This window comes from Streptomyces sp. NPDC002125 (genome assembly GCF_053593715.1).
In genome coordinates this window covers 125,051-150,098 of sequence record NZ_JBSFDD010000012.1, presented here as the reverse complement: position 1 = coordinate 150,098, position 25,048 = coordinate 125,051, and the positions used below count along the sequence as shown (strand labels likewise).

The 25,048-nt window shown below is 73.1% G+C and carries 19 protein-coding genes; 15 read left to right on the top strand and 4 right to left on the bottom strand.

Annotated elements, in window-relative coordinates:
• Positions 1-150 precede the first annotated feature (150 nt).
• Together ACWCQM_RS21675 and ACWCQM_RS21670 are read left to right on the top strand one after the other, a co-directional pair.
• On the top strand, positions 151-507 hold the full coding sequence (locus ACWCQM_RS21675) for a hypothetical protein (RefSeq protein ID WP_450916802.1): 357 nt from the start codon (positions 151-153) through the stop codon (positions 505-507).
• 171 nt (positions 508-678) lie between these two features.
• A complete protein-coding gene (locus ACWCQM_RS21670) occupies positions 679-2,166 on the top strand; it encodes an amidase (RefSeq protein WP_450916801.1) in 1,488 nt (495 codons plus the stop codon).
• Between the two features lie 305 nt (positions 2,167-2,471).
• Here ACWCQM_RS21670 and ACWCQM_RS21665 read toward each other — a convergent pair whose 3' ends face one another.
• Positions 2,472-3,452, bottom strand: coding sequence for a carboxymuconolactone decarboxylase family protein (locus tag ACWCQM_RS21665; RefSeq protein ID WP_450916800.1), 981 nt, complete (start codon positions 3,450-3,452; stop codon positions 2,472-2,474).
• Positions 3,453-3,620: 168 nt separating this feature from the next.
• Between ACWCQM_RS21665 and ACWCQM_RS21660 the strand changes: the two genes are divergently transcribed.
• From ACWCQM_RS21660 to ACWCQM_RS21640, 5 genes are all read left to right on the top strand, one after another.
• Positions 3,621-4,757, top strand: a complete 1,137-nt coding sequence (locus tag ACWCQM_RS21660; RefSeq protein ID WP_450916799.1) for a sensor histidine kinase — start codon at positions 3,621-3,623, stop codon at positions 4,755-4,757.
• Positions 4,754-5,446: a response regulator gene (locus tag ACWCQM_RS21655; RefSeq protein WP_267078154.1), complete on the top strand. Its 693-nt coding sequence runs from the start codon at positions 4,754-4,756 to the stop codon at positions 5,444-5,446. Before ACWCQM_RS21660 ends, ACWCQM_RS21655 begins: the two co-directional genes overlap by 4 nt.
• Positions 5,447-5,545: 99 nt before the next feature.
• Complete coding sequence (locus ACWCQM_RS21650) at positions 5,546-7,765, top strand: NADP-dependent isocitrate dehydrogenase (RefSeq protein ID WP_450916798.1); 2,220 nt, start codon at positions 5,546-5,548, stop codon at positions 7,763-7,765.
• Between the two features lie 233 nt (positions 7,766-7,998).
• Positions 7,999-9,240, top strand: a complete 1,242-nt coding sequence (locus ACWCQM_RS21645; protein WP_450916797.1) for a YncE family protein — start codon at positions 7,999-8,001, stop codon at positions 9,238-9,240.
• A 163-nt stretch (positions 9,241-9,403) separates the two neighbouring features.
• Positions 9,404-9,910 carry a nucleoside deaminase gene (locus tag ACWCQM_RS21640; protein ID WP_450916796.1) on the top strand — a complete coding sequence of 169 codons (507 nt, stop codon included), beginning with the start codon at positions 9,404-9,406 and terminating at the stop codon, positions 9,908-9,910.
• A gap of 65 nt (positions 9,911-9,975) precedes the next feature.
• Here the strand turns inward: ACWCQM_RS21640 and ACWCQM_RS21635 are convergent, their stop codons facing one another.
• Positions 9,976-11,160, bottom strand: coding sequence for a spore photoproduct lyase family protein (locus tag ACWCQM_RS21635; protein ID WP_450916795.1), 1,185 nt, complete (start codon positions 11,158-11,160; stop codon positions 9,976-9,978).
• A 247-nt stretch (positions 11,161-11,407) separates the two neighbouring features.
• Between ACWCQM_RS21635 and ACWCQM_RS21630 the strand changes: the two genes are divergently transcribed.
• From ACWCQM_RS21630 to ACWCQM_RS21615, 4 genes are all read left to right on the top strand, one after another.
• Positions 11,408-13,045 carry a PucR family transcriptional regulator gene (locus ACWCQM_RS21630; RefSeq protein WP_450916794.1) on the top strand — a complete coding sequence of 546 codons (1,638 nt, stop codon included), beginning with the start codon at positions 11,408-11,410 and terminating at the stop codon, positions 13,043-13,045.
• A gap of 154 nt (positions 13,046-13,199) precedes the next feature.
• Entirely contained in the window at positions 13,200-14,585 is a 1,386-nt protein-coding gene (locus tag ACWCQM_RS21625; RefSeq protein ID WP_450916793.1) for a diaminopimelate decarboxylase, read from the top strand.
• A 261-nt stretch (positions 14,586-14,846) separates the two neighbouring features.
• Positions 14,847-16,295 (top strand): Na+/H+ antiporter NhaC family protein, encoded by a 1,449-nt coding sequence (locus tag ACWCQM_RS21620; protein ID WP_450916792.1) that lies wholly within the window; start codon positions 14,847-14,849, stop codon positions 16,293-16,295.
• A 74-nt stretch (positions 16,296-16,369) separates the two neighbouring features.
• Positions 16,370-17,968, top strand: a complete 1,599-nt coding sequence (locus ACWCQM_RS21615) for an N-acyl-D-amino-acid deacylase family protein (protein WP_450916791.1) — start codon at positions 16,370-16,372, stop codon at positions 17,966-17,968.
• 81 nt (positions 17,969-18,049) lie between these two features.
• On the opposite strand, the gene ACWCQM_RS21610 is transcribed toward ACWCQM_RS21615, so the two are convergent.
• Entirely contained in the window at positions 18,050-19,114 is a 1,065-nt protein-coding gene (locus ACWCQM_RS21610) for a lipoate--protein ligase family protein (RefSeq protein ID WP_450916790.1), read from the bottom strand.
• A 166-nt stretch (positions 19,115-19,280) separates the two neighbouring features.
• Positions 19,281-20,018, bottom strand: coding sequence for a translation initiation factor IF-2 (locus tag ACWCQM_RS21605; RefSeq protein ID WP_450916789.1), 738 nt, complete (start codon positions 20,016-20,018; stop codon positions 19,281-19,283).
• A gap of 386 nt (positions 20,019-20,404) precedes the next feature.
• Here ACWCQM_RS21605 and ACWCQM_RS21600 point away from each other — a divergent pair, with 386 nt between their 5' ends.
• Genes ACWCQM_RS21600 through ACWCQM_RS21585 form a run of 4 tightly spaced genes read left to right on the top strand, consistent with a single transcriptional unit; the run spans position 20,405 to position 25,006 of the window.
• Complete coding sequence (locus tag ACWCQM_RS21600) at positions 20,405-21,988, top strand: ABC transporter substrate-binding protein (RefSeq protein ID WP_450916788.1); 1,584 nt, start codon at positions 20,405-20,407, stop codon at positions 21,986-21,988.
• Entirely contained in the window at positions 21,985-22,938 is a 954-nt protein-coding gene (locus ACWCQM_RS21595) for an ABC transporter permease (RefSeq protein WP_450916787.1), read from the top strand. Before ACWCQM_RS21600 ends, ACWCQM_RS21595 begins: the two co-directional genes overlap by 4 nt.
• The gene (locus ACWCQM_RS21590) at positions 22,935-23,825 is read left to right on the top strand and encodes an ABC transporter permease (RefSeq protein ID WP_450916786.1); all 891 of its coding nucleotides are present in this window, start codon (positions 22,935-22,937) and stop codon (positions 23,823-23,825) included. Before ACWCQM_RS21595 ends, ACWCQM_RS21590 begins: the two co-directional genes overlap by 4 nt.
• Complete coding sequence (locus tag ACWCQM_RS21585) at positions 23,822-25,006, top strand: ABC transporter ATP-binding protein (protein ID WP_450916785.1); 1,185 nt, start codon at positions 23,822-23,824, stop codon at positions 25,004-25,006. The genes ACWCQM_RS21590 and ACWCQM_RS21585 overlap by 4 nt, the downstream gene beginning before the upstream one ends.
• Positions 25,007-25,048: the final 42 nt, after the last annotated feature.

Here is a 25,048-nt window from a genome sequence, read left to right as displayed (position 1 = left end):
CCTATTGGCGAGCGTACGCCCGCGCGCGGTTGCCTGCGCGGCGGACCGAGTGTACGGAGGGTGAGGTTCGGCGCTGTTTTTGGCTACGGAACGTGGGGGATGGCTGCCCGTGAAGATCACCGGAACTCGACCGGAATCGAAGGGGAGACCATGAAGAAGCCGCTCAGGGGGGACACCGTCCGCGCGCTCGTGCGAGGCGCGGCCGTCACCGGTCTGACCGTCGCACTCGCGGTGCCTGCCACCGCCGCGGTGGCCGTCGCACCCGCCGCCATCCCGCCGGGGCTGTCCTGCCACACCGGCAAGCACGCCATCGACGATTACACCGGCTACGCGCTGTGCAGGAACAACGGCTCGGCCACGCAGACCTTCTGGGTGCATCTGGTCTGCGGCTGGTCACCCGACGTGGACGGCGACCACGTCACGCTCAGGCCGGGCGAGTCCGGGCAGTCGACCGCCCACTGCGCGGGCCTCGGCTCGGGCATCGGCGAGATCCACGTACACCCGTAGTCCCTCCGGGTCCACGGCGCCCGTCTCCCCGGCGTACGCGCGGGGGAGACGGGCACCGCTCCGCGTGCGGCGTGCTTGAGTGGCCCCGCACGCCTCGTTACTCTCCAGTAGACCCCGCTCGGGCGGCCCGGGGCGGGCCGGTGCTCCGGCGGACGCGAGGAGGCGACGGCGATGTCTTCGGCAGACCCCATGGAGCGGACCGGACCGATCAGTCCGGCCGAGCCGCCCCCACCGCCCGGCCTCGCCGGCTGCGCCCGGGAACTGGCCGAGGGCCGGACCACGTCCACCGCGCAGGTCGCCGCCGCGTTCGCACGCATCGAGGCGAGCCGCCGCACCCTCAACGCCTTCCGCCAGCTGCGCACCGAGGCCGCGCTCGCCGAGGCCGCCGACGCCGACCGGCGGCTCGCGGCAGGGGAGCGGCTGCCGCTCCTCGGGGTCCCGGTCGCCGTCAAGGACGACACCGACGTCGAGGGCATGCCCACCTACTTCGGCTGCGACGGAGCGCTGCCGCCCGCCGCCGCCGACAGCGAGGCGGTGCGCAGGCTCCGGGCGGCCGGGGCCGTCGTCGTCGGCAAGACCAACTCCTGCGAGTTCGGTCAGTGGGCCTTCACCGAAGGGCCCGCCTTCGGCGTCACCCGCAACCCCTGGAACACCGCGCACACGCCCGGCGGTTCGTCGGGCGGCTCGGCGGCGGCCGTGGCCGCCGGGCTCGTCCCCGCCGCGCTGGGCTCGGACGGCGCGGGCTCCATCCGCATCCCCGCCGCCTGGACGCACCTCGTCGGAATCAAACCGCAGCGCGGCCGGATCTCCGTACACCCCCACAGCGACGCCTTCCAGGGCCTCACCGTCAACGGACCCCTCGCCCGCACCGTCGCCGACGCCGCGCTCCTCCTGGACGCGGCGGCCGGGCCGCACCCCGGAGACCCGCACCGCCCGCCCGCCGTCGACGCGTCCGCCGCGGCCCGCCGCGACCCGGGCAGCCTGCGCATCGGTCTCGCCCTGCGGCCCCCGCTCACCCTCACCCGCAACGCGCCCCACCCGGAGGTCCTGCGGGCCGTCACCGCGCTCGCCGAGACACTCGCCCGGCTCGGCCACCACGTCGAGGAGGCACACCCCCGCTACGGGCTGATCGGCCTCTCCTTCGTGCCCCGCGCCACCGCGGGCATCGCCGAACTCGCCGCACTGCATCCGGAACCCGGGCTCCTGGACGCGCGCACCCGCAGCGCCCTGCGCACCGGGACCCGGCTCGGCGGCCGGATCGTCCGGGCCGCCCGCGCCCGGGAGGTGCGCCAGCACGCCAGGATCGGCGCGTTCTTCGACACCTCGCGCGGCGGCGACGGGCGCGGATACGACGTGCTGCTCACCCCGACCACGGCCGCCCCGCCGCCGCGCGTGGGGGAGTTCGACCATCTCAGCGCCTGGCGCACCGACCTCTCCATGACCGCGGCCTGCCCCTACGCCTGGCCCTGGAACGTCCTCGGCTGGCCGGGTGTCAACGTCCCGGCGGGTTTCACACGCGACGGCCTGCCCGTCGGTGCCCAGCTCCTCGGCCCCTCCCGCAGCGAGGCCCGGCTCATTTCCCTCGCCGCCCAACTGGAGTCCGACCGGCGCTGGTTCGAGCACCGGCCGCCGGCGCTCAGCGCGGCCGGCGGGCGCTGACCACTCAGATCCCGGCCCCCAGCAGGACGCCCCCGGGTGTCTCGTAGCGCCGGAAGACGTCCGCGATCGCGGCGTGGGTCGCGTCCGGGACCGGTGGCCCCTGCGAGCGCGACACGAAGACGCGAACCGCGCGGCGGCCCGGCTGGTCCCACCGCTGCCGCACCCGATGTCCAGGACCCGGTCGGCCGCTCCCAGGGCCGCCGCTTCGAAGAGCGCCGCGTCGAAGGGGGCCGGCATCGCGTCGTACCGCTCGGCGTGCGCGGCCCAGTGTCGGCCGAGGGGACCCTTCCACGCCTCCGCCGCGTTCACGCGTGCTCCCCGGCCGCCGTGTGCACGAGCGCCTCGACGCGCTCGACGGCACAGATCGCGCCGAACGCGACGAGGTGGACCAGGCAGTGGTCCGTCCGGGGCGGGACATGCCACGCGGCCACGTCCTCGTCGGTGATCCGGTAGGGAGCACGCGCCGCGAGCAGGGCCAGCCTGGCACCCGGCCGTTCCGCCCGCGAGGGCAGTTCCGCGGCCAGGGGCAGGGGCGTGACACCGTCCCAGGCCGCCACGGAGTCCCGTACGAACGCGGCGTCCTCCTCGCTCAGCAGCCCCGCGCCCGTGCGGGCCGCCGTGCGCAGCGCCCCGTACGCCGTTCCCACGGGGCCCTCCGGAGCCCAGGACGGTGGCTCGCCCTCGGTGCCGAGCAGCGGCAGCGAGGCGCCCGGTTCGAGCTCGCGGCGCACCGTACGGGCCAGGGAGCGGCCCGCGGTGCTCCGCACCAGCCGGTATCGCTCGACGCCGCCGGGGAGCATCACCTCGGTCAGCAGGGAGGAGACCACCCGGTTGATGAAGTGGAAGGCGAGCGCCGTGCCCACGTACTCGGCCGTCTCGTGCGCCGGGAACGGCCTCGGCCCGCTCATGTCCTTGCCCCAGGCGAGCAGGTGCCGCTCGCCCGGGTCCTTCGGCTGCTCCCCCCGCAGGAGCGTCTCGGCGAGCCGGTGGTCACCGGTGGCGTGCAGCAGCACGCTGTGCGCGGTCACACAGAACGGACACCGGTTGGCCAGGGAGACCCCCGCCGCGACCACCTCCTTCCCGGTGCGCGAGGCACGTCCGGCCAGCAGGGATTCCCGCATCAGGGCCCAGGCGGCCGTCAGCAGGGGAGGGGAGGCGGAGAGGACGACGAAGGTCGTGGCGTCCTTGATGCCGAAGTCGGTGGCCAGCTGCTCGTAGACGCCGGCCACCTCTCCGGTGGCGGACTTGGGCGGTGCGGGCGAGGTGTACCGGAAGGGTCCTGTCATGACGGCGATGCTCGCCCGCCCCACCCGGCCGGGTCGTCGTACGGCGGAAGGCAGTCCGGGCTGCGCCGTCGCGACGGGAGCCCGCGCGCACTACTTCCCCGGGCGTAGCGGACACCCCGTCCTCCGGGACGACGCGCCCGCCGCCGTACGGGAGTTAGTGTGCCGCTCATGCGGGGGGACATCGGCCGGCGCACACTGCTGGACACGGCGGGCGCGGCGGCCATCGGCGCGGCCGTGGTCACCGCCGCCTGCCTGGCGTCCTCGCCCGGCGCGCTCGACCTGCTGCTCGCCGCCGCCGGCTCCCTCGCGCTCGCCGCGCACCGCCGGGCGCCGCGCACGGTGCTCGCCGTGACGACGCTCTTCATGTTCGCCTACGCCGTCCACTCCCACCCGGGGAGCTGGGTGGCGCTGCCCGTGGTGGTCGCCGTCCACGCCGCCGCGCGCAACGGGTACCGGGCGCAGGGCGCAGCCGTCGGGGCGCTGTTCCTCGCCGGATACACCGTGGTGCTGCTGCTCGCCGGACCGGACGTGCGGGAGACCGCGGAGCGTGTGCTGCTCCTGCTCGGCTGGTTCCTGTGCGCGGGGGTCACGGGCCTCATCGACAAGAACTGGCAGGCCTATCTGCGCCAGACCGAGCAGCGCGCCCTGGACGCCGAACGCAGCCGCGAGGAGACCGCCCTGCGCCGGGCGGGCGAGGAGCGGCTGCGCATCGCCCGCGAACTGCACGACTCGCTCACCCACTCCATCTCGATCGTGAAGCTCCAGGCCGGGGTCGCCGTCCATCTCGCCCGCAAGCGCGGCACCGAGGTGGAGCCGGCGCTCCTGGCCATCCAGGAGGCGAGCGGCGAGGCGATGCGGGAACTCCGCTCGACGCTGGAGGTGCTCCGCACCGATGTGGTGGACCCCTGCACGGGCCTCGACCGCATCGACGAGCTCGCCGAGCGGGCGCGGGCCGCGGGCATCGCGCTCGCGGTCGCCGTCGTGGGGGACCAGCGGCCCCTGCCCCCCTCGGTCGGCGGGGCGGCCTACCGCATCGTGCAGGAGGCACTCACCAATGTGGCCCGGCACGCCGACCGGGCCGGGACGGCGGTACGGCTCACCTACTCGGACACCGCGCTCACGGTCGCCGTCGAGGACGAGGGCCCCTGCCTGCCCGGCGACCGGATCACCCCCGGCACCGGGCTGACCGGCATGCGCGAGCGCGTCACCGCCCTCGGCGGCACCCTCGAAACCGTGCCCCGGCCCCGGGGCGGCTTCGCCGTCCGTGCCGAGCTGCCCCTCCCGCCCCGGGGGTCCGCCGGATGATCCGCGTCGTGATCGTCGACGACCAGGCCCTCATGCGCGCGGGATTCCGCGCGCTGCTGGACGCCGAGGAGGGCATCGAGGTGACCGGGGAGGCCGCCGACGGCAGGGCGGGCGTGGAACTGGTCCGCCGGCACCGCCCGGACGTGGCGCTCATCGACGTACAGATGCCCGTCATGACCGGCATCGAGGCCACGCGTGAGATCGCCGCCGACCCGGCACTCGCCGGTGTGCACGTCGTGATCCTCACCAACTACGGGCTCGACGAGTACGTCTTCGACGCCCTGCGGGCCGGGGCCGCCGGATTCCTGCTCAAGGACACCGAACCGGCCGAACTGCTGCGCGCCATCGAGGTCGCCGCGCGCGGCGACGCCCTGCTCTCGCCCGGGATCACCCGCCGGCTGATCGGCGAGTTCGTCTCCAGGCCCCCCGACCGTGCCACCGCTCCGGGGCTGGAGGCGCTCACCCGGCGTGAGCGGGAGGTGACCGCGCTGGCGGCCAGGGGACTGACCAACGAGGAGATCGCCGTCCACATGGTGGTCAGCCCCTTCACCGCCAAGACCCACATCAGCCGCGCCATGACCAAGCTGGGCGCACGCGACCGGGCCCAGCTGGTGGTGTTCGCGTACGAGTCCGGGCTGGTCGAGGCGCGCAGACGGCCCGGCACCCACCGCCCCGCCGGACAGGAGTGACGGGTTCCGCCGGAATGGGCGCGGGCCACTGTGGAGAGGGGGCCGGTCACGAGATATCTTGATGTCAAGCAATGTTGCAGACGTGGAGCGGAGCACCCGGTGACTGACTCGACCATCATCTATACGCACACCGACGAGGCCCCTGCCCTGGCGACGTACTCGTTCCTGCCGGTCATCGAGGCGTACGCCTCGACCGCGGGTGTCACGGTCGAGCGCCGTGACATCTCCCTGGCGGGGCGCATCATCGCCGGCTTCCCGGAGCGTCTCAAGGCCGACCAGCGTATCGATGACGCGCTCGCCGAGCTCGGCGAGCTGGCCAAGACTCCCGGCGCGAACATCATCAAGCTGCCCAACATCTCGGCCTCGATCCCGCAGCTGAAGGCCGCGATCGCCGAGCTCCAGGAGCAGGGCTACGCGCTTCCGGACTACCCGGACGACCCGAAGACCGACGAGGACAAGGACGTCCGCGCCCGGTACGACAAGGTCAAGGGCAGTGCGGTGAACCCCGTCCTGCGTGAGGGCAACTCCGACCGCCGCGCCCCCGCCTCGGTCAAGAACTACGCCAAGGCTCACCCGCACCGCATGGGCGCCTGGTCCGCCGACTCCAAGACGAACGTCGCCACCATGGGCGTCGACGACTTCCGCTCGACCGAGAAGTCCGCCGTCATCGGCGAGGCCGGCTCGCTGCGCATCGAGCTCGCGGGCGACGACGGCACCACCACCGTGCTGCGCGAGTCCGTCCCGGTCCTGGCCGGCGAGGTCGTGGACGCCGCCGTCATGCGTGTCGCGGCGCTGCGCGAGTTCTTCACCGCCCAGGTCGCGCGTGCCAAGGCCGAGGGCGTCCTGTTCTCCGTGCACCTGAAGGCCACGATGATGAAGGTCTCCGACCCGATCATCTTCGGCCACGTCGTCCGCGCGTTCTTCCCGAACACCTTCGCCAAGTACGGCGACGTGCTCGCGGCGGCCGGCCTGACCCCGAACGACGGCCTCGGCGGCATCCTCAAGGGTCTCGACTCCGTGGACGCGGGCGCCGAGATCAAGGCGTCCTTCGAGGCCGAGCTCGCCGAGGGCCCCGCCCTGGCGATGGTCGACTCCGACAAGGGCATCACCAACCTGCACGTGCCGAGCGACGTCATCGTCGACGCGTCCATGCCCGCCATGATCCGCACCTCCGGCCACATGTGGGGCCCGGACGGCAACGAGGCCGACACCATCGCCGTCCTCCCGGACAGCAGCTACGCCGGTGTCTACCAGGTCGTCATCGACGACTGCCGCGCCAACGGCGCCTTCGACCCGTCGACCATGGGCTCCGTACCCAACGTCGGTCTGATGGCGCAGAAGGCCGAGGAGTACGGCAGCCACGACAAGACCTTCGAGATCCCCACCACCGGCACGGTGCGGGTCGTCGACGGCAAGGGCGACGTCGTGCTGGAGCAGGCCGTCGGCGCCGGTGACATCTTCCGGATGTGCCAGACCAAGGACCTCCCGATCCAGGACTGGGTCAAGCTCGCCGTCACCCGCGCCCGCGCGACCGGCAGCCCGGCCGTCTTCTGGCTCGACGAGGGCCGCGCGCACGACGCCAACCTCATCGCCAAGGTCAAGACCTACCTGGCCGACCACGACACCGAGGGCCTGGACATCTCCATCCGGACCCCGGAGGAGGCGACCGCGTTCTCCCTGGAGCGCATCCGCCGCGGCGAGGACACCATCTCGGTCACCGGCAACGTCCTGCGTGACTACCTCACCGACCTCTTCCCCATCCTCGAACTGGGCACCAGCGCGAAGATGCTCTCCGTCGTCCCGCTCATGAACGGCGGCGGCCTGTTCGAGACGGGCGCCGGCGGCTCCGCGCCCAAGCACGTCCAGCAGCTGGTCAAGGAGGACTACCTGCGCTGGGACAGCCTGGGTGAGTTCCTCGCCCTCGCGGTCAGCTTCGAGCACCTGGCCACGACCACGGACAACGCGCGCGCCAAGGTGCTCGCCGACACCCTGGACCGGGCCACGGGCACGTTCCTCAACGAGGACAAGTCCCCGAGCCGCAAGCTCGGCGGCATCGACAACCGCGGCAGCCACTTCTACCTGGCGCTCTACTGGGCCCAGGAGCTGGCGCAGCAGACCTCCGACGCCGCGCTCGCCGAGGCGTTCGGACCGCTCGCCAAGACGCTGTCCGAGCAGGAGCAGACCATCGTCGACGAGCTCGTCGCCGTGCAGGGCAAGCCGGTCGACATCGGCGGCTACTACCAGCCCGACCCGGCGAAGGCGGAGGCCGTCATGCGTCCTTCGGCCACCTTCAACAAGGCCATCGCGACCCTGGGCTGATCCCCGCCCGCACCCCGCGATCACGACCGCCCCGGCAGGCACCCGCCCGCCGGGGCGGTCGTGCGTGGTCCGCCCGTGCGCGCGGGGTCAGCCGATCGGACGACCCCGCCGTCAGCCGACCCGCGCCGGAGCGGGAGGCCGGGCGGCCGATGACCGCGCCGGGAGGACCGGGCAGGGTGGAGGGAGCGGGCGGGGACACCCCGGCCGCACGAGGCGACAAGGAGCTGTCCGCGATGACACACAGGGCGGAAGAGGTGCCCTCTCCCACCGGTGCCGGTGCCGGTGCCGTACCCCCTCCTGTGCCGTCGGGGGAGCCGCGCGGCGCGGGCCCGGGCGCCGGCAGGCGCCTGGCCGCCGTCACGGGCGCGGTGCTCCTCGTCGCGGCGCTCGCCGGATGCGCGGAGGGCGGGGCGGACGGCGGGGCGGCCCCCGCCGAGGCGTCCGCACAGCCGTCGACACCGGCGTCCACCGGAGAGGGACCGGTCCGTACGCGCGAAGGCATGCTCCTGGTCACCGACTTCGGGGCGGACAGCGTCACCTTCCTCGACCCGTCGGGGCCGGACGGCGGGTCCGGGCGTAGCTCCGTGAAGGTCGGCACCGCCCCGTACGGCATCGCGCTCGGCGACGACGGCACCGCGTGGGTGGCGACGGCGGAGGGCGTGGCCGCGGTGGACACCGCCACCCGCGCACGCACCGCGCTGATCCCGTACGAGACCGACACCGGCCCCGTGACGACCGGGGAGTACCGGGGCGGCGGCATGGGCATCGCGCTCTCACCGGACGGGAAACACGTCTACGTCGGGGTGAACGTCCCCGGCGGGAACGGCACCCTGGAGGTCGTCGACACCGGGGAGCGGAAGGTGGTCACCGCCATACCGGTCGGGCGTCGCCCCTTCGACGTGGACGTCTCGCGCGACGGCCGGCAGGTCTACACGACCGACCACGACTCCTTCGGTGTCACGGTCGTGGATTCCGGTACCTGGAAGAGCCGCCGCATCGAGGTGGCGCCGTACGGCACGGAGGGCGGGCTGGGCTCCTGGCTGAAGCCGCACTACACGGCCGTACGCCCCTCGGACGGCGCGCTCCTCCTGCCCTTCGAGGGCGAACGCCTCGCGGTGGCCGACCCGGACACCGGACGGGTCCGTGTCGAGCGCATGACCGCCGACACGCACCAGCACGGGGCGACGGTCACGGACGACGGGACCCTGTACGTCGTCGGGACCGGTCCGATCGACCCCGCCGAGGACGAGGGCCCGTCCCTGACCGTCCGCGCGCCCGGCGGCGAGGAGCGCGTCATCCCCCTGGACGGCCCGCACGAGGACGTCGCCGTCTCGGCCGACGGCCGCACCGCGTACGTCTCGGGCGGCTTCACCCGCGACGGGTACTGGAACGGCATCAGCGTCGTCGACATCGCGACGGGAGAGGTGCGGCGCGTGGAGGCCGGCGAGCGGCCCCTCGGCATCGCGGTGCTGTAGACACCGGCCGGGGGAGCCGCGGACACGGGTCCGGGAACCTCGTGGGCACCGAGCCCGGGACCCTCGTGGAGACTGAGGGGCGGACCTGCGCTTTCCTGGTCCGGACACGACTCCGGCGTTCCGCCGTCCGCGGGACGCCCTGATACGAGGAACGGGTACGAGCATGACGACTGCGCCGCTGACCGACGCCGAACTCCGGCACGTGGCACGGGCCGTGGACCTGGCCGCCGAAGCCCTCGACGCCGGGGACGAGCCCTTCGGCTCGGTCCTGGTGAACGCCGAGGGGGAGGTCGTGCGGGAGGCCCGCAACCTGGTCCGCACCACCGGGGACCACACCCAGCACCCGGAGTTCGAGCTGGCCCGCTGGGCGGCGGAGCACCTGGACCCCCGGGAACGGACCCTCTCCGTGGTGTACACCTCGGGGGAGCACTGCCCGATGTGCGCGGCCGCGCACGGCTGGGTGGGCCTCGGGAAGATCGTCTACGCCCATTCCTCGGCAGAGCTCAGCCAGTGGCTCGGTGAACTCGGCGTCGCACCCTCGGCGGTGGCCTCGCTGGACATCCGGTCCGTCGTGCCGGGTCTGGAGGTGCGGGGCCCGGTCCCGGCGTTCACCGACCGGATGCGGGCGATGCACAGGGATCTGCACACCCGGGATCGGCACCGGTCCTGACAGGCCGCGCCGGCGCAGCTCCGTCACCGCGCCGCCGCGGGGCGCGCGGTGGGTGGCCCCGGCCGTCAGAACGCGTAGCGGATCGGCAGCCACGGCGTGTACGTGTGTACCAGGCGGCGCACGGTCTCGACCGCCTCCGCCTTGACGGCGTTGCGGTAGCGCACGTTCCAGCTGCCGTTCTCCGAACGCTTGGCCTGCTGGAGCCCGGGGCGCCAGATGGCGTCCTCGGCGCTCGGGTGCCAGGCCATGTTGACGTCGTGGAGATCCCGGTTGTGCGTCAGCATGATCACTTCGGCCGCCGCCTGCTCCTTCACCGAGCGGGGCAGCACGTCGTCCATGTTCTGGAGCAGCCGGGCCCAGGCCTGCTCCCAGCCCGGCCTGATCACCACGGGTGAGAAGTTGAAGTGCACCTCGTAGCCGGCCTCGACGAAGTCCGCCGCCGCGTCGATGCGCTGCTGGACCGGGCTGGTGCGGATGTCCAGCAGCCGTGAGTCCTCCGCCGGCATCAGGGAGAACCTCAGCCGGGTACGTCCCCGAGGGTCGAGCAGCAGGAGATCGGGGTTGACGAACTTGGTCGCGAACGACGCCTTGGCGGTCGGCCAGCGCGTGAAGGCGCGCACCAGATCAGCCGTGTTCTCGCTGATCAGCGCATCGACCGCACAGTCGTTGTTCTCCCCGATGTCGTAGACCCAGGCGTTCGGGTCGCACTGGTTCGGCTCCTTCTTCGGCCCCTGGGCGGTCACATGGCGCCGCAACCGGTGGATCAGCGCGTCGATGTTGGTGAAGACGGTGATCGGATTGGCGTAGCCCTTGCGCCGTGGCACGTAGCAGTACGCGCACGCCATGGCGCACCCGTTCGCCGCGCCGGGAGCGATCCAGTCCGCCGACCGCCCGTTGGGCCGTACGGTCAGCGTCTTCTTCTCCCCGAGCACCAGCACCGTGCTCTTGATCCGCACCCAGCGCTCCGCGTTCCCCTGGTTGCCGTGCAGCTCGGGGATGCGCCAGTGCGAATCCGTGGGGACGAGCTCGGCCTCCGGGTACCGTGCCAGGATCTGCCTGCCCCGTGGAGAGGCCGCGGCGGCGGGCTCGGCATGAATGCGGCGTACGGACACCATCCGGCGGGCTTCCTCGGAGTCACGGAAGAGCGGTCCGGCCGGACCGCCGGCTTCCGGTTCGCCGAGGAGGTCTTCGAGGCCGAACAGACCGTCCTGGGCCGTCTCCGGCTCGCCGGCGGAGCGGGGGGTGTCCATGGCTGCTCCAGGGTCTGTCGTCGCTCGGGGCCGGTGGCAGGCACGTCCGTCCGGCCGTCGGACGGGGGCAGGGTGACGGACCGGGGCGGAACGCCCACGACCGCACGGTCCCGGACCTTTGCTGCGAGCCGTGCCCCCGCCGTCCAGGCTAATCGTTCTCCACGGCACTCCGCAGGCCGGAGCACGCGTGGTGCGTCCGCCCCGGACGGCCGCCCGTGGGCCGCCGTCCGGCTCGTATCCTCGGCGCATGACGTCAGGCACCACCGGCAGCGGCCCGGACCACGTCACGCTCCGCCAGATCCTCGCCTACGACGAGGACGGCGTCCTGCGCCTCCTGCTCGCCCCCGCGGGGCAGGACGCCGCGGTCCACGGCGTGATCATCGGCGACGAAGGGGCGGCCCGCCCGCACGACGGGCGGATCGTGCTGGCGGCGGGGCTCCCGCCGGACCTGGCGGCAGCCCCCGCCGCCGTGCGGGAGGCCGCCGGGCGCGGCGCCGCGGCGGTCGTCCTCCGGGAGGCCGAGGGAGTGCCCGTACCGGACGAGGCACTCGCGGCGGCCGAGGAGTGCGGCATCGCGCTGCTCGCCCGCGCCGCCTGGGCGGACTGGGGAGACACGATCGCGCTGCTGCGCTCCGCGACCGCCTTCGCGTCGGCGGGACGGGGCGACCCCATGGCGGACTCCGCAGGCGGGGGGCTCCCGGCGCTCGCCTCGGCCACCGCCCGCCAGTGCCGCGGCTCGATCACCGTGGAGGACACCCAGTTCCGCGTACTCGCCCACTCCGCGACGGGCCCGGACGCGGACGGGGTGCGCCGGTCCACGATCCTGAGCGGCCGGGTTCCCGACCGGCGTGTCGCCGAGCTGCGCCGCAGCGGACTGCTGCGCGCCCTCTGGACCTCCGAGGACGTCATCCACCGGGCCGCCGACGGCGACAGCCCCGAACGCCTCGTCGTCGCCGTGCGCAGCGGCGGCGAGATGCTGGGATCGCTGTGGGCGGCGGCCGACGGACAGCGGCTCTCGCCCGACGCGGCCCAGGTGCTGCGCCGCGCCGCCGCCCTCGCCGTGCCCCATCTGCTGCGCCACCGGCTGCGCGAGAGCGGCACCGTGCGGCGCGAGGCGTACGCCCTGCGCGGCCTGCTGCACGGGAACGGCGACCGGCGGGCGCACCTGTGGTCGCTCGGCCTTCCGCCCGACGCGCCGTGCGCCGTCGTCGTCGCCGTACGGGGGGACACCGAGGGGGCGGGGGCCGACCGCACGCTGGAGGCACTCGCGGTCCAGGCCACCGCTTCGCGGCCCACGGCACGTGCCCTGCGCGAACAGGACCGGGTCGCCGTGCTCCTGCCGGTGAGTGACGAGGCCGACGACCGGCGCGAGGCCCTCGCCCTGGCCCGCGAGCTCGACGCCCTGGCGGCCGGAATCCCGGACACGGCACCCGTCTGGATCGGCGCGGGACAGACCGTGCGGTCCGGGCTGGAGGCCTCGCTGTCGTACGAGAAGGCCCTGCTGGTCGTCCGCGCACTGCGCGAGCGGGAGGCCCGGGGGCGCGACCCGCGCCCCGTGCGGCACGCGGGGCCCGGTGACGTGGGGCCGACGATCGACGTCCTGAACATGCTCGACGCGGTGCGTCCCGTGTGGGAGGCGGGGGCGGGACCCGTGCACGAGCTGATCCGTGCGGACCTCGCCACGGGCGGTGACCTGGTGCGTTCCCTCGCGGCCTATCTGGAGACCGCCGGGGACGTCCCGCAGGCCGCCAGGCGCCTGACGCTGCATCCGAACACCCTGCGGTACCGGCTGCGCAGGGTCCGTGAGCGCTTCGACATCGACCTCGACGACCCCGACACCCGGCTGGTCCTGGCCCTGGCGGTGCGGCTGACCGGGGTGGTATGAGGCGAATTGAGGTGGTGTTCGTGCGCCCGGCCAAAATACCGGCGCCGTTTTGTCCCCGGCGACGAAGACGGGCGGGGGCTGCGGAGGCCAGCCTTTCTCCATCCCGCCACGCCGCTCGCGCACCCGTGGCACAGCCCCACCAGAAAGACCCCCCGTGACCTCTCCCAGCGACCTCTCCCCGGAACCCGCCGTCCTCCGCCCGGAACAGCCGGCCCCCTCCCGGACGCAGCGCGTCTCCGCCGTGCTGCGCCGGGCCGTCGCCACCGGACTCATCTCGGAGGAACAGCCGGTCGCCGGTTTCCTCGACACCGAGGGAATCCGCGCCTCGGTCGCGAGCCTCGACGCCGCCTTCGACCGCGCCCCCGACGTGCTCCACACCTTCGCCGTCAAGGCCGCCTCCCTGGTCCCCGTACTCCGGCTGCTCGCCCGGCTCGGCATGGGCTGCGAGGTGGCGAGCCCGGGGGAGCTGCGCATCGCGCTCGACGCCGGGGTCGAGCCCTCCCGGATCGTCCTCGACTCGCCCGCCAAGACACGGCAGGAGATCCGCGAGGCGCTCGCCCTGGGCGTGGCGGTCAACGCCGACAACCTCGACGAGCTGCGCCGCATCGATGAACTCCGCCCGGCGCACAGCGCCTCGGTCGTCGGACTGCGCGTCAACCCCCAGGTCGGAGGCGGGTCCATCGGAGCGATGAGCACCGCGACCGCGACCTCGAAGTTCGGCGTGGCGCTGCGCGATCCGGGTGCGCGCGAGCGCGTCGTGCGCGCCTTCGCCGAACGACCCTGGCTGACCCGGCTCCACGCCCACGTCGGCTCCCAGGGATGCCCGCTGGAACTCATCGCGGAGGGCATCGCCCAGACGTACCGGCTGGCCGAGGAGATCAACGGGACGCTGGGCAGGCGCCAGATCACCAGCCTCGACATCGGCGGCGGACTGCCCGTCAACTTCGACGACGACGAGACGCGCCCCACCTTCGCGGAGTACACCGGGGCGCTCCTCGCGGCCGTCCCGGACCTCTTCGACGGCCGCTACGCGCTCGTCACGGAGTTCGGCCGCTCCCTGCTCGCCAAGAACGGGTTCATCGGCGCCCGCGTCGAGTACACGAAGGAAGCCGGCGGCCGGCGCATCGCCGTCACCCACGCGGGAGCCCAGACCGCCACCCGCACCGTCCTGATGCCCGAGGCATGGCCGCTGCGGGTCGGTGCCTTCGACGCCGAGGGCGGCCCCCGGACCGGCGCGCCGCTGCGCCAGGACATCGCGGGACCGTGCTGCTTCGCGGGTGACGTCGTCGCCCACGGCCAGGAACTGCCGGAGCTCACCGAGGGCGACCTCGTCGTCCTGTACGACACCGGCGCCTACTACTTCTCGACGCACTGGGCGTACAACAGCCTTCCTCGGCCCGCGGTCCACGGCTTCACGGCCGAACGCGGCGGCGGCGTACGGCTGACGACGGTCCGCGCACCCCAGACGCTCGACGAGATCTCCGCGGAGAGCGGCCTCGCCCACGCCGACGCGCTGGTGTCCCCGGGCCTTCCGGTCTAGGGCCTCACCGGGCCCGCCGGCCCCGGTCCGTACTTCCGGCGCACCTCCTGCCGGGGCGTCCTCCAACCGGCGCACCCGCTACCGGCGCACCCCTGCCCCGAACACCTCGGCCATCGGCCCGCCCACCGCCGGAACCTCACCACCGGCGCCACACACCCACCACCGGTGCTGCGTCCACCCGCCGGGCCCACCCTGCCCGTGCTCGCACCCGCACCCCGCACCCGCCGCCGCCCCTTCCCCCGCCCGCCAGAAGGACTTCACATGACCCAGTCCGTCACCACCGGACCCGCGGCCGGTACCGCCCCCGCCCCGCCGTCCCCGCTACGGCGCGCGCTGCCCTGGGTGGCCGCCGCCGTCGCCCTTTCGGCCAGCCTGGTGGCCGGCCTGCTCAGCACCGCACCCACCATGTGGGGACTGCTGCCGATCGGCCTCTACGCGGTCCTCGCGCTCACCGGCATGAATCTCGTGACCGTCACCGCGATCGCCGTGGCAGGCGCCGCACTCGTCGCGCTGCCCCCGGTCGGCGACACCGTCGGCGTCCTCGGCAGCTCCGTCACCGACCCGGTCACCGTCATCGGCCTGATCATCGTGCTCGGCGCGGCGGTCGGTGAGGTGCTCCGGGTCACCGGCGTCGCCGACTCCCTGGTTCGCGGCATCCTGCGCGTCGCGGCGGGCCACGGCCGGATCGCCCTGATGTACGGGATGCTGTGCGCCTGCCTCGTGCTCGTCGCCGGCCTCGGCACGCTCGCCGGGGCGCTCGCCATCGCCGCGCCGCTGCTCGTCCCCGTGGCCGCACGGGCGGGCTTCACCAGGTCGGCGACCGCGGCGACCATGTTCCTCGGCGGCTGCGCGGGCCTCGCCCTCGCCCCCTTCGCCGGCTCCAACATCGCGATCATGAAGACCGCCGACACCGGCTACCTGACCTATCTGCTGGTCGGCGCGGGTCCGTTGGCCGTGCTCTCGCTGCTCCTCGCCGCCGTCGTCGTGCCCTGGGTCCAGCGGCGCAGCGCGGCCAAGGACGACTTCTACCGGCCCGACGAGGTCACCGAGGACACCACCGCCGACGGCCCGGCCGACCCCGTCGCGCAGACCCGCACACGCCATGCCACCTGGGCCTTCGTCACCGTGCTCGCGCTCACCGTCCTGTACGCGGCCCTGACCGAGGCCGGCACGACCTTCCCGCTGATAGCCCTGCCCCTCATGGCCGTGTGCACCGCTGCCGCTGCCCGGCTCTCGCCCCTGCGCGCCGTCAAGGCATTCCTCACCGGGGCGCGCAGCCTGCTGCCGATGCTCCTGCTGTTCTGGCTGCTCGCCGCGCTGTTCGGCTTCATCGACCTGGTCCAGCCGTACGACGTCGTCCTGGAGACCTACGGACCGTCCCTCAGCGGTATGTCGGCCCTGCCCTTCGCGCTGGCCGTGGCCGCGCTCGGCTGGGTCGGCGTCCCGGGTGCCACCGCGGCGCAGGTGGTGCTCATCGGCGAGGTGTTCGGCCCGCTGGGGACCGAACTCGGCATCGGCTCCGCGGCCTGGGTGATCATCCTGCTGTGGGCCTCCAAGGCCGACACCTACGGGCCGCTGCCCAACGCCAACATGGTCGGAGCCATGGGACTCGCCCGCGCGCGGAGGCTCCCGTATCTCCTGTGCACCGGATGGGCCCTGCTGATCCCCGCGTGTGCGCTGTACACGATTCTGCTGACGGTGCTGCTGTGACCGGTGGCGCGCCGCCGGTACCCCGCCCGTACGCACCGTCCGTACGGGAAGAACGTCGCGAAGGAGAGAAACCGATGTCCCACCCGACCACGCCCTACGACCTGCTCATCACCGGGGGTTCCCTGCTCGACGGCACCGGGGCGGAGCCCAGGTACGCCGACATCGGGGTGCGCGCGGGCCGGATCGTCCACGTCGGCGACCCGGATCCGGACGCACGCGCGGCCGAGGTGCTCGACGCCACGGGGCTGACCGTCACTCCCGGGTTCATCGATCTGCACTCCCACGCCGACTTCTCCGTACTGGCGCAGCCCGACGCCGAGGCCTGTCTGCGGCAGGGCGTCACCACGGTGGTCACGGGCAACTGCGGGCTGAGCCCCTTCCCGCTGGCGCCCGGCGAGGACCCGGCCGCCGGTGGCCCCGGCACCCTCGCGGGGGCGCAGTGGCGCGACCTCGACGGGTTCGCCGAGGCCGTGGACTCCGCCGCGCCGGCCCTCAACATCGCGCCGCTGGTCGGCCACGGCGCCCTGCGTGCCGCGGCCATGGGAGACGCGCGGACCGTGGCGGGGCCCGCCGAACTGGACGCGATGCGCGCCTTCCTGGCGACGGCCGCGGAGCAGGGTGCCTTCGGCATGTCCACCGGGCTGATCTACGCGCCGGGGTCCTTCGCCGGCACCGACGAGATCATCGCCCTCGCCGCAGAGGCGGCCCGCCGCGGACTGCTGTACGCCACCCATATGCGGGACGAGGGAGACCATCTCGTCGAAGCCGTCGAGGAGGCGCTGCTCGTCGCCAGGGAGTCGGGCGTACGGCTCCAGATCTCCCATCTGAAGGCCATGGGACCGGCCAACCACGGCAAGGTCGACACGGCGCTCGGCCTCATCGGGTCGGCGGTGGCCGAGGGCGTCGACGTGGCGTGCGACGTGTATCCGTACACCGCCTCCTCGACCCGGCTGACGTCCCGGCTCCCCGACTGGGCCATGGACGGCGGTTCGGCGGGGCTTCTGGAACGCCTCGGGGACCCGGAGACGCGGGCCAAAATCCTGGACGACCTGCGCCCCGCCGTCGGGCGCACCTTCCTGCCCGAGGGCGTCGTCATCGCCATGCTCGGCCCCGGCCGCTACGAGGACCGGGTCGGCGACAGCATCGCCGACATCGCACGTGACGAGGACGTGGAGCCCGCCGCCGCCGTCCTGGACGTGCTGGCCGCGCACCAGGGCGAGGTGATGATCGTCAACCACGCGATGGCGGAGGCCGACGTGGACACCGTGCTGCGGTATCCCGGCAGCGCCGTGGCCAGCGACGGCTGGGTGCTGCGCGTGCCCGGGGACGGACACCCGCACCCGCGCAACTTCGGCACGTTCGCCCGGGTCATCGGCCACTACGTCCGCGAGCGCGATGTCCTGGGACTCGCCGACGCCGTACGCAAGATGACGTCCCTCCCCGCCTCCCGGCTGCCCCTCGCCGACCGCGGGACCGTGGCGGCCGGACAGGTCGCCGACCTGGTCGTGCTGGACCCGGCGGCCGTGGCCGACCTGGCGACGTACGCGGAGCCGTGGCAGTACGCCGAGGGGACGCGGCACGTGCTGGTGGCGGGCGAGTTCGTCCTGCGCGACGGCGAGCCGACCGGCGCACGCCCCGGCCGCGTGCTGCGGCGCGAACCGGCGGCGGTCTGACGTGGCCCCGGCCGCCTCCCGGGCAGGGAGGCGGCCGGCCGTCGGGGCGCGAAGGCTGCCGAGAGCCCACGGCACCTTCTCCTACGGCACCCGGGCGGTCCACTCCTCCGTGGCGAACTTCGTCCGCACCAGCTCCTCCGCCCGGGCCATCTCCTCGGCCGTGACGGCTCCGGTGGTCAGCCCGTAGCGGTCACGGAAGGAGGCGATCATGTTCTCGATCACCTGCTCCCGGGCGAGCCCCGTCTGGCGGCGGAGCGGATCGACGCGCTTCTTGGCGCTCCGGGTGCCCTTGTCGGACATCTTCTCCTTGCCGATGCGCAGGACCTCCAGCATCTTGTCCGCGTCGATGTCGTACGACATCGTCACGTGATGCAGGACCGCCCCCGGACCGCCGTCGGGGCCGACGATCCGCTTCTGGGCGGCGCCCGCGATCTTCCCGGCCTCGGTGGCGATGTCGTTGAGCGGCTGGTACCAGGCCTTGATGCCCATGTCCCCGAGCGCGCCCAGGACCCAGTCGTCGAGGTACGCGTAGCTCTCGGCGAAGGAGAGGCCCGAGACCAGCGAATCGGGCACCGAGAGGGAGTACGTGATCGTGCTCAGGGGCTCCACGAACATGGCGCCGCCACCGGAGACACGGCGGACCACGGACATGCCGTGCTTCGCCACCCCTTCCGGGTCCACCTCGTTGCGCAGGGACTGGAAGCTGCCGATGATCACGGCGGGCGAGGCCCACTCCCAGACCCGCAGCGTGGGGGCCCGCCGCCCGGCGGCGACCTCCGCGGTGAGGACCTCGTCCAGCGCCATGTGCAGGGCGGGAGCCTGCGGCTCCATGTGCACCAACTGCCAGTCGTGCTCGGCCCACTCGGTCGCACGGGCCAGCGCCCGCCGGACGGCGATGCCGACGCCCTCCGCGGTCAGTCCGAGCATGACGGCCGACTCCGGCAGAGCCGCGGTGATCCGGGCCGCCAGGCCCGCGGCGTCGGTCGAGGAGGGAGCGCCCTCCAGGGCGCCGTCGATCGTGAGGATCGCCTCGTCGGGCTCCAGGAAGAAGTCCCCGGCGACTCTCACGTCGCGCAGGACGCCTTGTCGGACGTCCAGGTCCACGACGACCAGCTTGCCCCCGGGCACCTTGTACTCGCCATGCACGGCTTCGTTCCCTTCCGGCGCGCGGTACGGACCTGAGCCTGTCGCTCCGGCACCCGGCTCCGGCACCGGAGATACGCGCGCATTCTTCGTACAAAACACCCTAATACTCGGGCGTGGGAGCGGCCGTGCCGCCGCGGAATTCTCGCGAGGGCCGGCCCCGCCCCGTTCAGTGGGGCGCCGGCAGCGGGTCCAGGGCGTTGGCGATGGTGCATCCGCCCTCACCCGGCATCCGCTGTACCCGCGACGGCACCCACACCTCCGTGGCGCCGGGGGCCACGCGGGCGAGCAGGCAGTCCTGCGGATCGAAGCCGTTGCCCCGCACCGACAGGAGTACGCCGACGCTTCCGCGTTCCCCGGTCCGCACCTCGGTACGGATCTCCGGATGCAGGTCCAGCGCGGTGAGCGCACGGCGCACCTCGGCCTCGTCCGCACGGCCGCCCTCCGGCACCCGGGGGAGTTTCGCGCGGAGCTGCTCGTACGGCAGCGGCGGCGGTTCGGGCGCCGGGCCGAAGGTGAGCGGGAGGCCGTCCGGGCAGCTCACGTCGCTGGGCTCCTCGTCCCACTCCGACGAGGGCGACACCCGCACCGAGAAGCAGCGCCGCACGGTGATCTCGTCGAGGTCGAACCATCCGTTGTAGGCCGAGCCCTCCGTGCGGACGACCACGTCGACGCCGTCCCCCTCGTGAGTCGAGGTACCCGTCAGCCGCATCACCTCGACCCCGTCGATGCCGGAGGCGGAGCGCCCCACCTCCTCGGCCGTGCGCGGACGCTGGCTGTGCAGCAGCCGGCCCGCCTCCCTGGCCGCATCCCGGGCCATGTCCGTGGCCTCTCCCTCGGAGGACCGCACCACGCCGCAGCCGACGGTGAGCACCAACAGCGGGCCGAGCAGCAGTAGTCGACGCATGCGGGTGATCGTACTCAGCCGGTCCTGCGGGCAGGGGCGGGCGTACACCCCGTGAGGTTCCGGCGGGGGCGTGCACGGCGACGGGCCGGCAGAGGAGGAACTTCCCAGAGGCGCGGAATGTCGGGTTCCGGCAGTGGTATACGACCGGTGGGCGCCCGTGATTCCGCGTCGGTGGGCGGACGGTGGGTGTGAGCCCCGCAGGTGGGGGGCATGGCGGGACGGCGGCGCGGTCTTTCGTGCGCCGTTGTCCGATCGTCACGTAAAACCTGTCCGCTCTGTGGGCTCAGGCCTTGCCTTGCGGACTGTATGCGAAATACGGTCTGCGATATTCCTTGATCACCCCTGGCTGGAAGTAGGCCCCCGTGCGCCGAAAAGCGGTTGCCCTGGTGGCGGTTGCATTGGTGTCCCTCACCTCGGGCTGTTCGTCGTTGCAGTCCTCGGCGACCGAGGTCGGTGGCGTACGCAAGACCGATGACCGGTCCGTACGCGACGGCGGGACACTCACCGTCGCTCTCAACTCCGACCCGGACAAACTCGACCCCACGCTCGCGCAGACCCTCGTAGGCCGCACGGTTTTCGCGGGCATGTGCGAGAAGCTCTACGACATCGACGAGGACGGCACCGTCGTGCCGCAGCTCGCCGCGTCCCTCCCGGTCACCTCGGCCGACGGACGCACGGTCACCATCCAGGTACGCCCCGGGCTGAAGTTCAGCGACGGGACCCGGCTGGACGCCGACGCGGTCGTCACCTCGCTGCTGCGCCACCGCGATCTCCCCGGATCGGCGCGCGGCACCGAACTGGCGCCCGTCGGCAAGGCCGAGGCCACCGGACCGCTCACGGTCCGGCTGACCCTCGACCACGCCTACGTCCCGCTCACCGGTGTGCTCGCCGACCGGGCCGGCATGGTGATGTCACCGACCGCGCTCGAGAAGTACGGGAAGAACTTCACCAACCACCCCTCCTGTGTCGGCCCCTTCCGCTTCGTCGAGCGCGTCGGCGGCGACCGGATCGTGCTGAAGAAGGACCCGAACTACTACGACGCCGACCAGGTCCACCTGGACGGTGTGGTCTACAAGCCCATACCCGACGGCAATGTGAGGCTCGCCAACCTGCGCTCCGGCGACCTCCAGATCGGCGACCAGATGGCGCCCGTCGACGTACGGAGCGCCCTGACGGAGCCGAAGCTCCAGCTGTTCAACTCGCCCTCGCTCGGCTACCAGGGCCTCGGCCTCAACGTCGGCAACGTGAAGGGCCTCGGGCAGAAGCCCGGGAAGATCGACACCCCGATCGCCCGGGACGTCCGCGTCCGCGAGGCCTTCGAGCTGGCCATCGACCGCGACCTGCTCAACAAGGTCGTCTTCCAGGGCATGTACGAACCCGCCTGCGGCCCCATCTCCCCGCAGTCCGCCATCGCCCCCGGGATCGAGCCGCAGGACTGCCCGAAGCGCGATGTCGAACGGGCGAAGAAGCTGCTGAAGGAGGCCGGGGTGAAGACCCCGCTGAAGATCGAGCTCAAGACGTCCACCACCCCGGAGCAGGGGCGCGTCGGACAGGTGCTCCAGGCCATGGTCAAGGAGGCCGGCTTCGAACTGTCGCTGCGCCCCACCGAGTACGCCACCATGCTCTCGGAGACCGACGCCGGTGACTACGACGTCTTCACCAGCGGCTGGTCCGGCCGCCTCGACCCGGACGGCAACGTCTCCAACTTCCTCAAGACCGCGGGCGCCATGAACGCCTACGGCCTCGGCGACCCGGAGATCGACAAGCTGATCGCGGAGGGCCGCAGCGTCGCGGACCCCGCCCGGCGCACCGGGATCTACGACCAGCTCACCCGCCGCGTCCAGGACGCCCACGCCCTGATCTACCTCTACCGGCAGAAGAACTACGTCGTCGCCAGCAAGGACGTCGCGGGCATCCACGTCTACGGCGACGGACTGGTGCGGGTCAAGAATGCGGGGTACACCCGATGACGAAGTACCTGCTGACGCGCCTGCGTCAGTCACTCATCACGCTCTTCCTCGTCAGCGTCGTCGTCTTCGCCGGCATCCGTGCCCTGCCCGGCGACCCGGCGCTCGCACTCGCCGGTGAGGAACGCAGCCCCGAGGCGCTCGCCGCCATCCGCGAGAGCTACGGGCTGAACGACAACATCCTCGTCCAGTACGGCCGCTTCATCGGCCACGCCCTCACCGGCGACCTGGGCACCTCGTCCCGCACCGGGCTCCCCGTCGCCGACGCGATCGCCCAGGCCCTGCCCGTCACCCTGGAACTGGCCGCGCTCTCCCTGCTCCTGGCGATCGTGGTCGGCATCGGCGCCGGTGTGGTCGCCGCCGTGCGGCGCGGGAAGCCGGAGGAGTGGATCGCCAACGCGATCGCGCTGATCGGCCTCTCCATCCCCACCTTCTGGCTCGGCATCGTGCTCGTGCTCGGATTCGCCATCGCCGTACCGGTGTTCGCGGCCTCCGGCTATGTCCCCTTCGGTACGGATCCCGTCGACAACCTGCGCCGCATGGTGCTGCCCGCGATCGTGCTCGGCTCCGGACTCGCCGCCGTCGTGATGCGCCAGACCCGGGCCGCGATGCTCGACTCGCTCTCCGCCGACTACGTGCGGACCGCCCGCGCCAAGGGACTGTCCCGGGGCTCGGTCATCGGCGGTCACGCGCTGCGCAACTCGCTGGTCACCGTGGTGACCGTGCTCGGCCTCCAGCTCGGCCACCTGATCTCCGGCGCCGTCGTCACCGAGCAGATCTTCGTGCTCCCCGGCTTCGGCAAGCTCACCATCGACGCCGTCTTCACCCGCGACTACGCGACACTCCAGGCCGTGGTGCTCTGCACCTCCGCCGCGTACATCCTCATCAACCTGCTGGTCGACGTGGTCTATTCGGTCATCGACCCGCGCATCCGGCTCGGAGGTGCCCGGTGACCACCGCGACCACAGCGCTCCCCACCACGCCCGGGGCGGGCACCCGCAAGGCCGGCGGCGGCAAGCTGCGCGCCCTGCGCAGGAACAGGCTCGCGCTCACCGGCGCGGTCATCGCCGCCGTCTTCATCCTGGCCGCCCTTTTTGCCCCGCTCATCGCCCCCTACGACCCGGCGCAGCCGGACTTCGGGAACGTGCTGGCCGAACCGAGCGCCGCGCACTGGCTCGGCACCGACGACCTCGGCCGTGACCAGCTCTCCCGGATCGTCCACGGGGCCCGCGCGTCCATGCAGGTCGGCCTGCTCGCCGTGGTGCTGGCCTTCCTCGTCGGCGTACCGCTGGGGCTGCTCGCCGGGTACTACGGCAGGTTCGCGGATACAGCCGTGTCCCGCCTCACCGACACCATGCTGGCGTTCCCCTTCCTGGTGCTCGCCGTCGGACTCGCCGCGATCCTCGGCCCGTCGCTGACCAACGCGACCATCGCCATCGGCATCTCGCAGATCCCCGCCGTCATCCGGATCACCCGCGCCGAGACCCTCCGGCTCAAGCACGTCGACTACGTCGCCGCGGCCGTCGCCAACGGAGGCGGTGACGGCACCGTCCTCTTCCGGCACATCCTGCCCAACGCCACCTCCGCACTGATCGTCCAGGCGACCGTGGGCATCCCCGCCGCGATCATCGGCGAGGCGCTGCTGAGCTTCCTCGGCCTCGGTGTCCAGCCACCGGACCCCTCGCTCGGCGTGATGCTCTCGGGTGCCCAGTCCTTCCTGGCGCCCGCGCCCTGGCTGGCCGTCTTCCCGGGCCTCGCGATCGTCGCGGCGACGCTGGCCTTCAACCTGCTCGGCGACGGGCTGCGTGACGTCCTGGACCCCCGAGGAGGGACCCGATGACCGAGACCGTTCTCGAACCAGCGCGCACGCCGGCGGCCGAGCCCGTCCTGAGCGTCCGCGACCTGTCGGTCTCCTTCCGCTCCGACACCCGCACCGTGCACGCCGTGGACGGGGTCTCCTACGACCTCGCACCCGGTGAAGTGCTGGCGGTGGTGGGGGAGTCGGGCTGCGGGAAGTCCGTCACCTCCATGGCCGCCATGGGACTGCTCCCGCCGACCGCCCGCATCGGAGGGTCGATCAGACTCGCCGGGCGCGAGCTGGTCGGGGCGTCGGAGAAGGAGCTTCAGCGCGTCCGCGGCAAGGACATCGCGATGATCTTCCAGGAGCCGATGACCTCGCTGAACCCGGTCCTCACCGTCGGCCGGCAGATCGGCGAAGTGCTGCGCAGGCACCAGGGGCTGAGCCGGAAGGAGGCCAGGGCACGCGCCGTGGAGCTCCTCGAACTCGTCGGCATCCCGGCACCGGCACGCCGCATCGACGAATATCCGCACCAGCTCTCCGGTGGTATGCGGCAGCGCGTCATGATCGCCATCGCGGTCGCCTGCGACCCCGCCGTCCTCATCGCCGACGAACCGACGACCGCGCTGGACGTCACCGTCCAGGCGGGCATCCTCGAAGTCCTCCAGTCCCTGCGCGAGCGCCTCGGCACCGCCATCGTCCTGGTCACCCACGACCTCGGGGTCGTCGCCGACGCGGCCGACCGGGTGCTCGTGATGTACGCGGGACGTGCCGTCGAACAGGCCCCGGTGCACCAGCTGTTCGCCTCCGGACGCCATCCGTACACCCGTGGCCTGCTCGGCGCCGTGCTGCGGCCCGGCGGCGAGGGCAAGCGGCGGCTGCCCGAGATCCCCGGCCTGGTCCCGAGCCTGGACAGCCAGCCCGACGCCTGCACCTTCGCCCCCCGTTGTTCCCGCGCCGACGACACCTGTACGGGCAGCCGCCCGGGCTTCCGGGCCGTCGACCCGGAGGCCGGAGCGGACGCGCCGCACCGGGCCGCGTGCTGGCACCCGTACGCCGGAGACACCGAAGGGACCGACGCCATCGAAGTCATCGACGCCGTGGACGCCGTGGACGGGACCGGCGCGGTCGAGCCGGACGCCCCCGGAGCCCCCGTAGTTCCCGAACCCCCCGCACGCCCCGAGAACCCGGCGGCGCGACCCGACCAGGAGGCCGGACAGTGACCACCGCACAGACCGACCCCGCACCGCGCGAAGGCGAGGCGG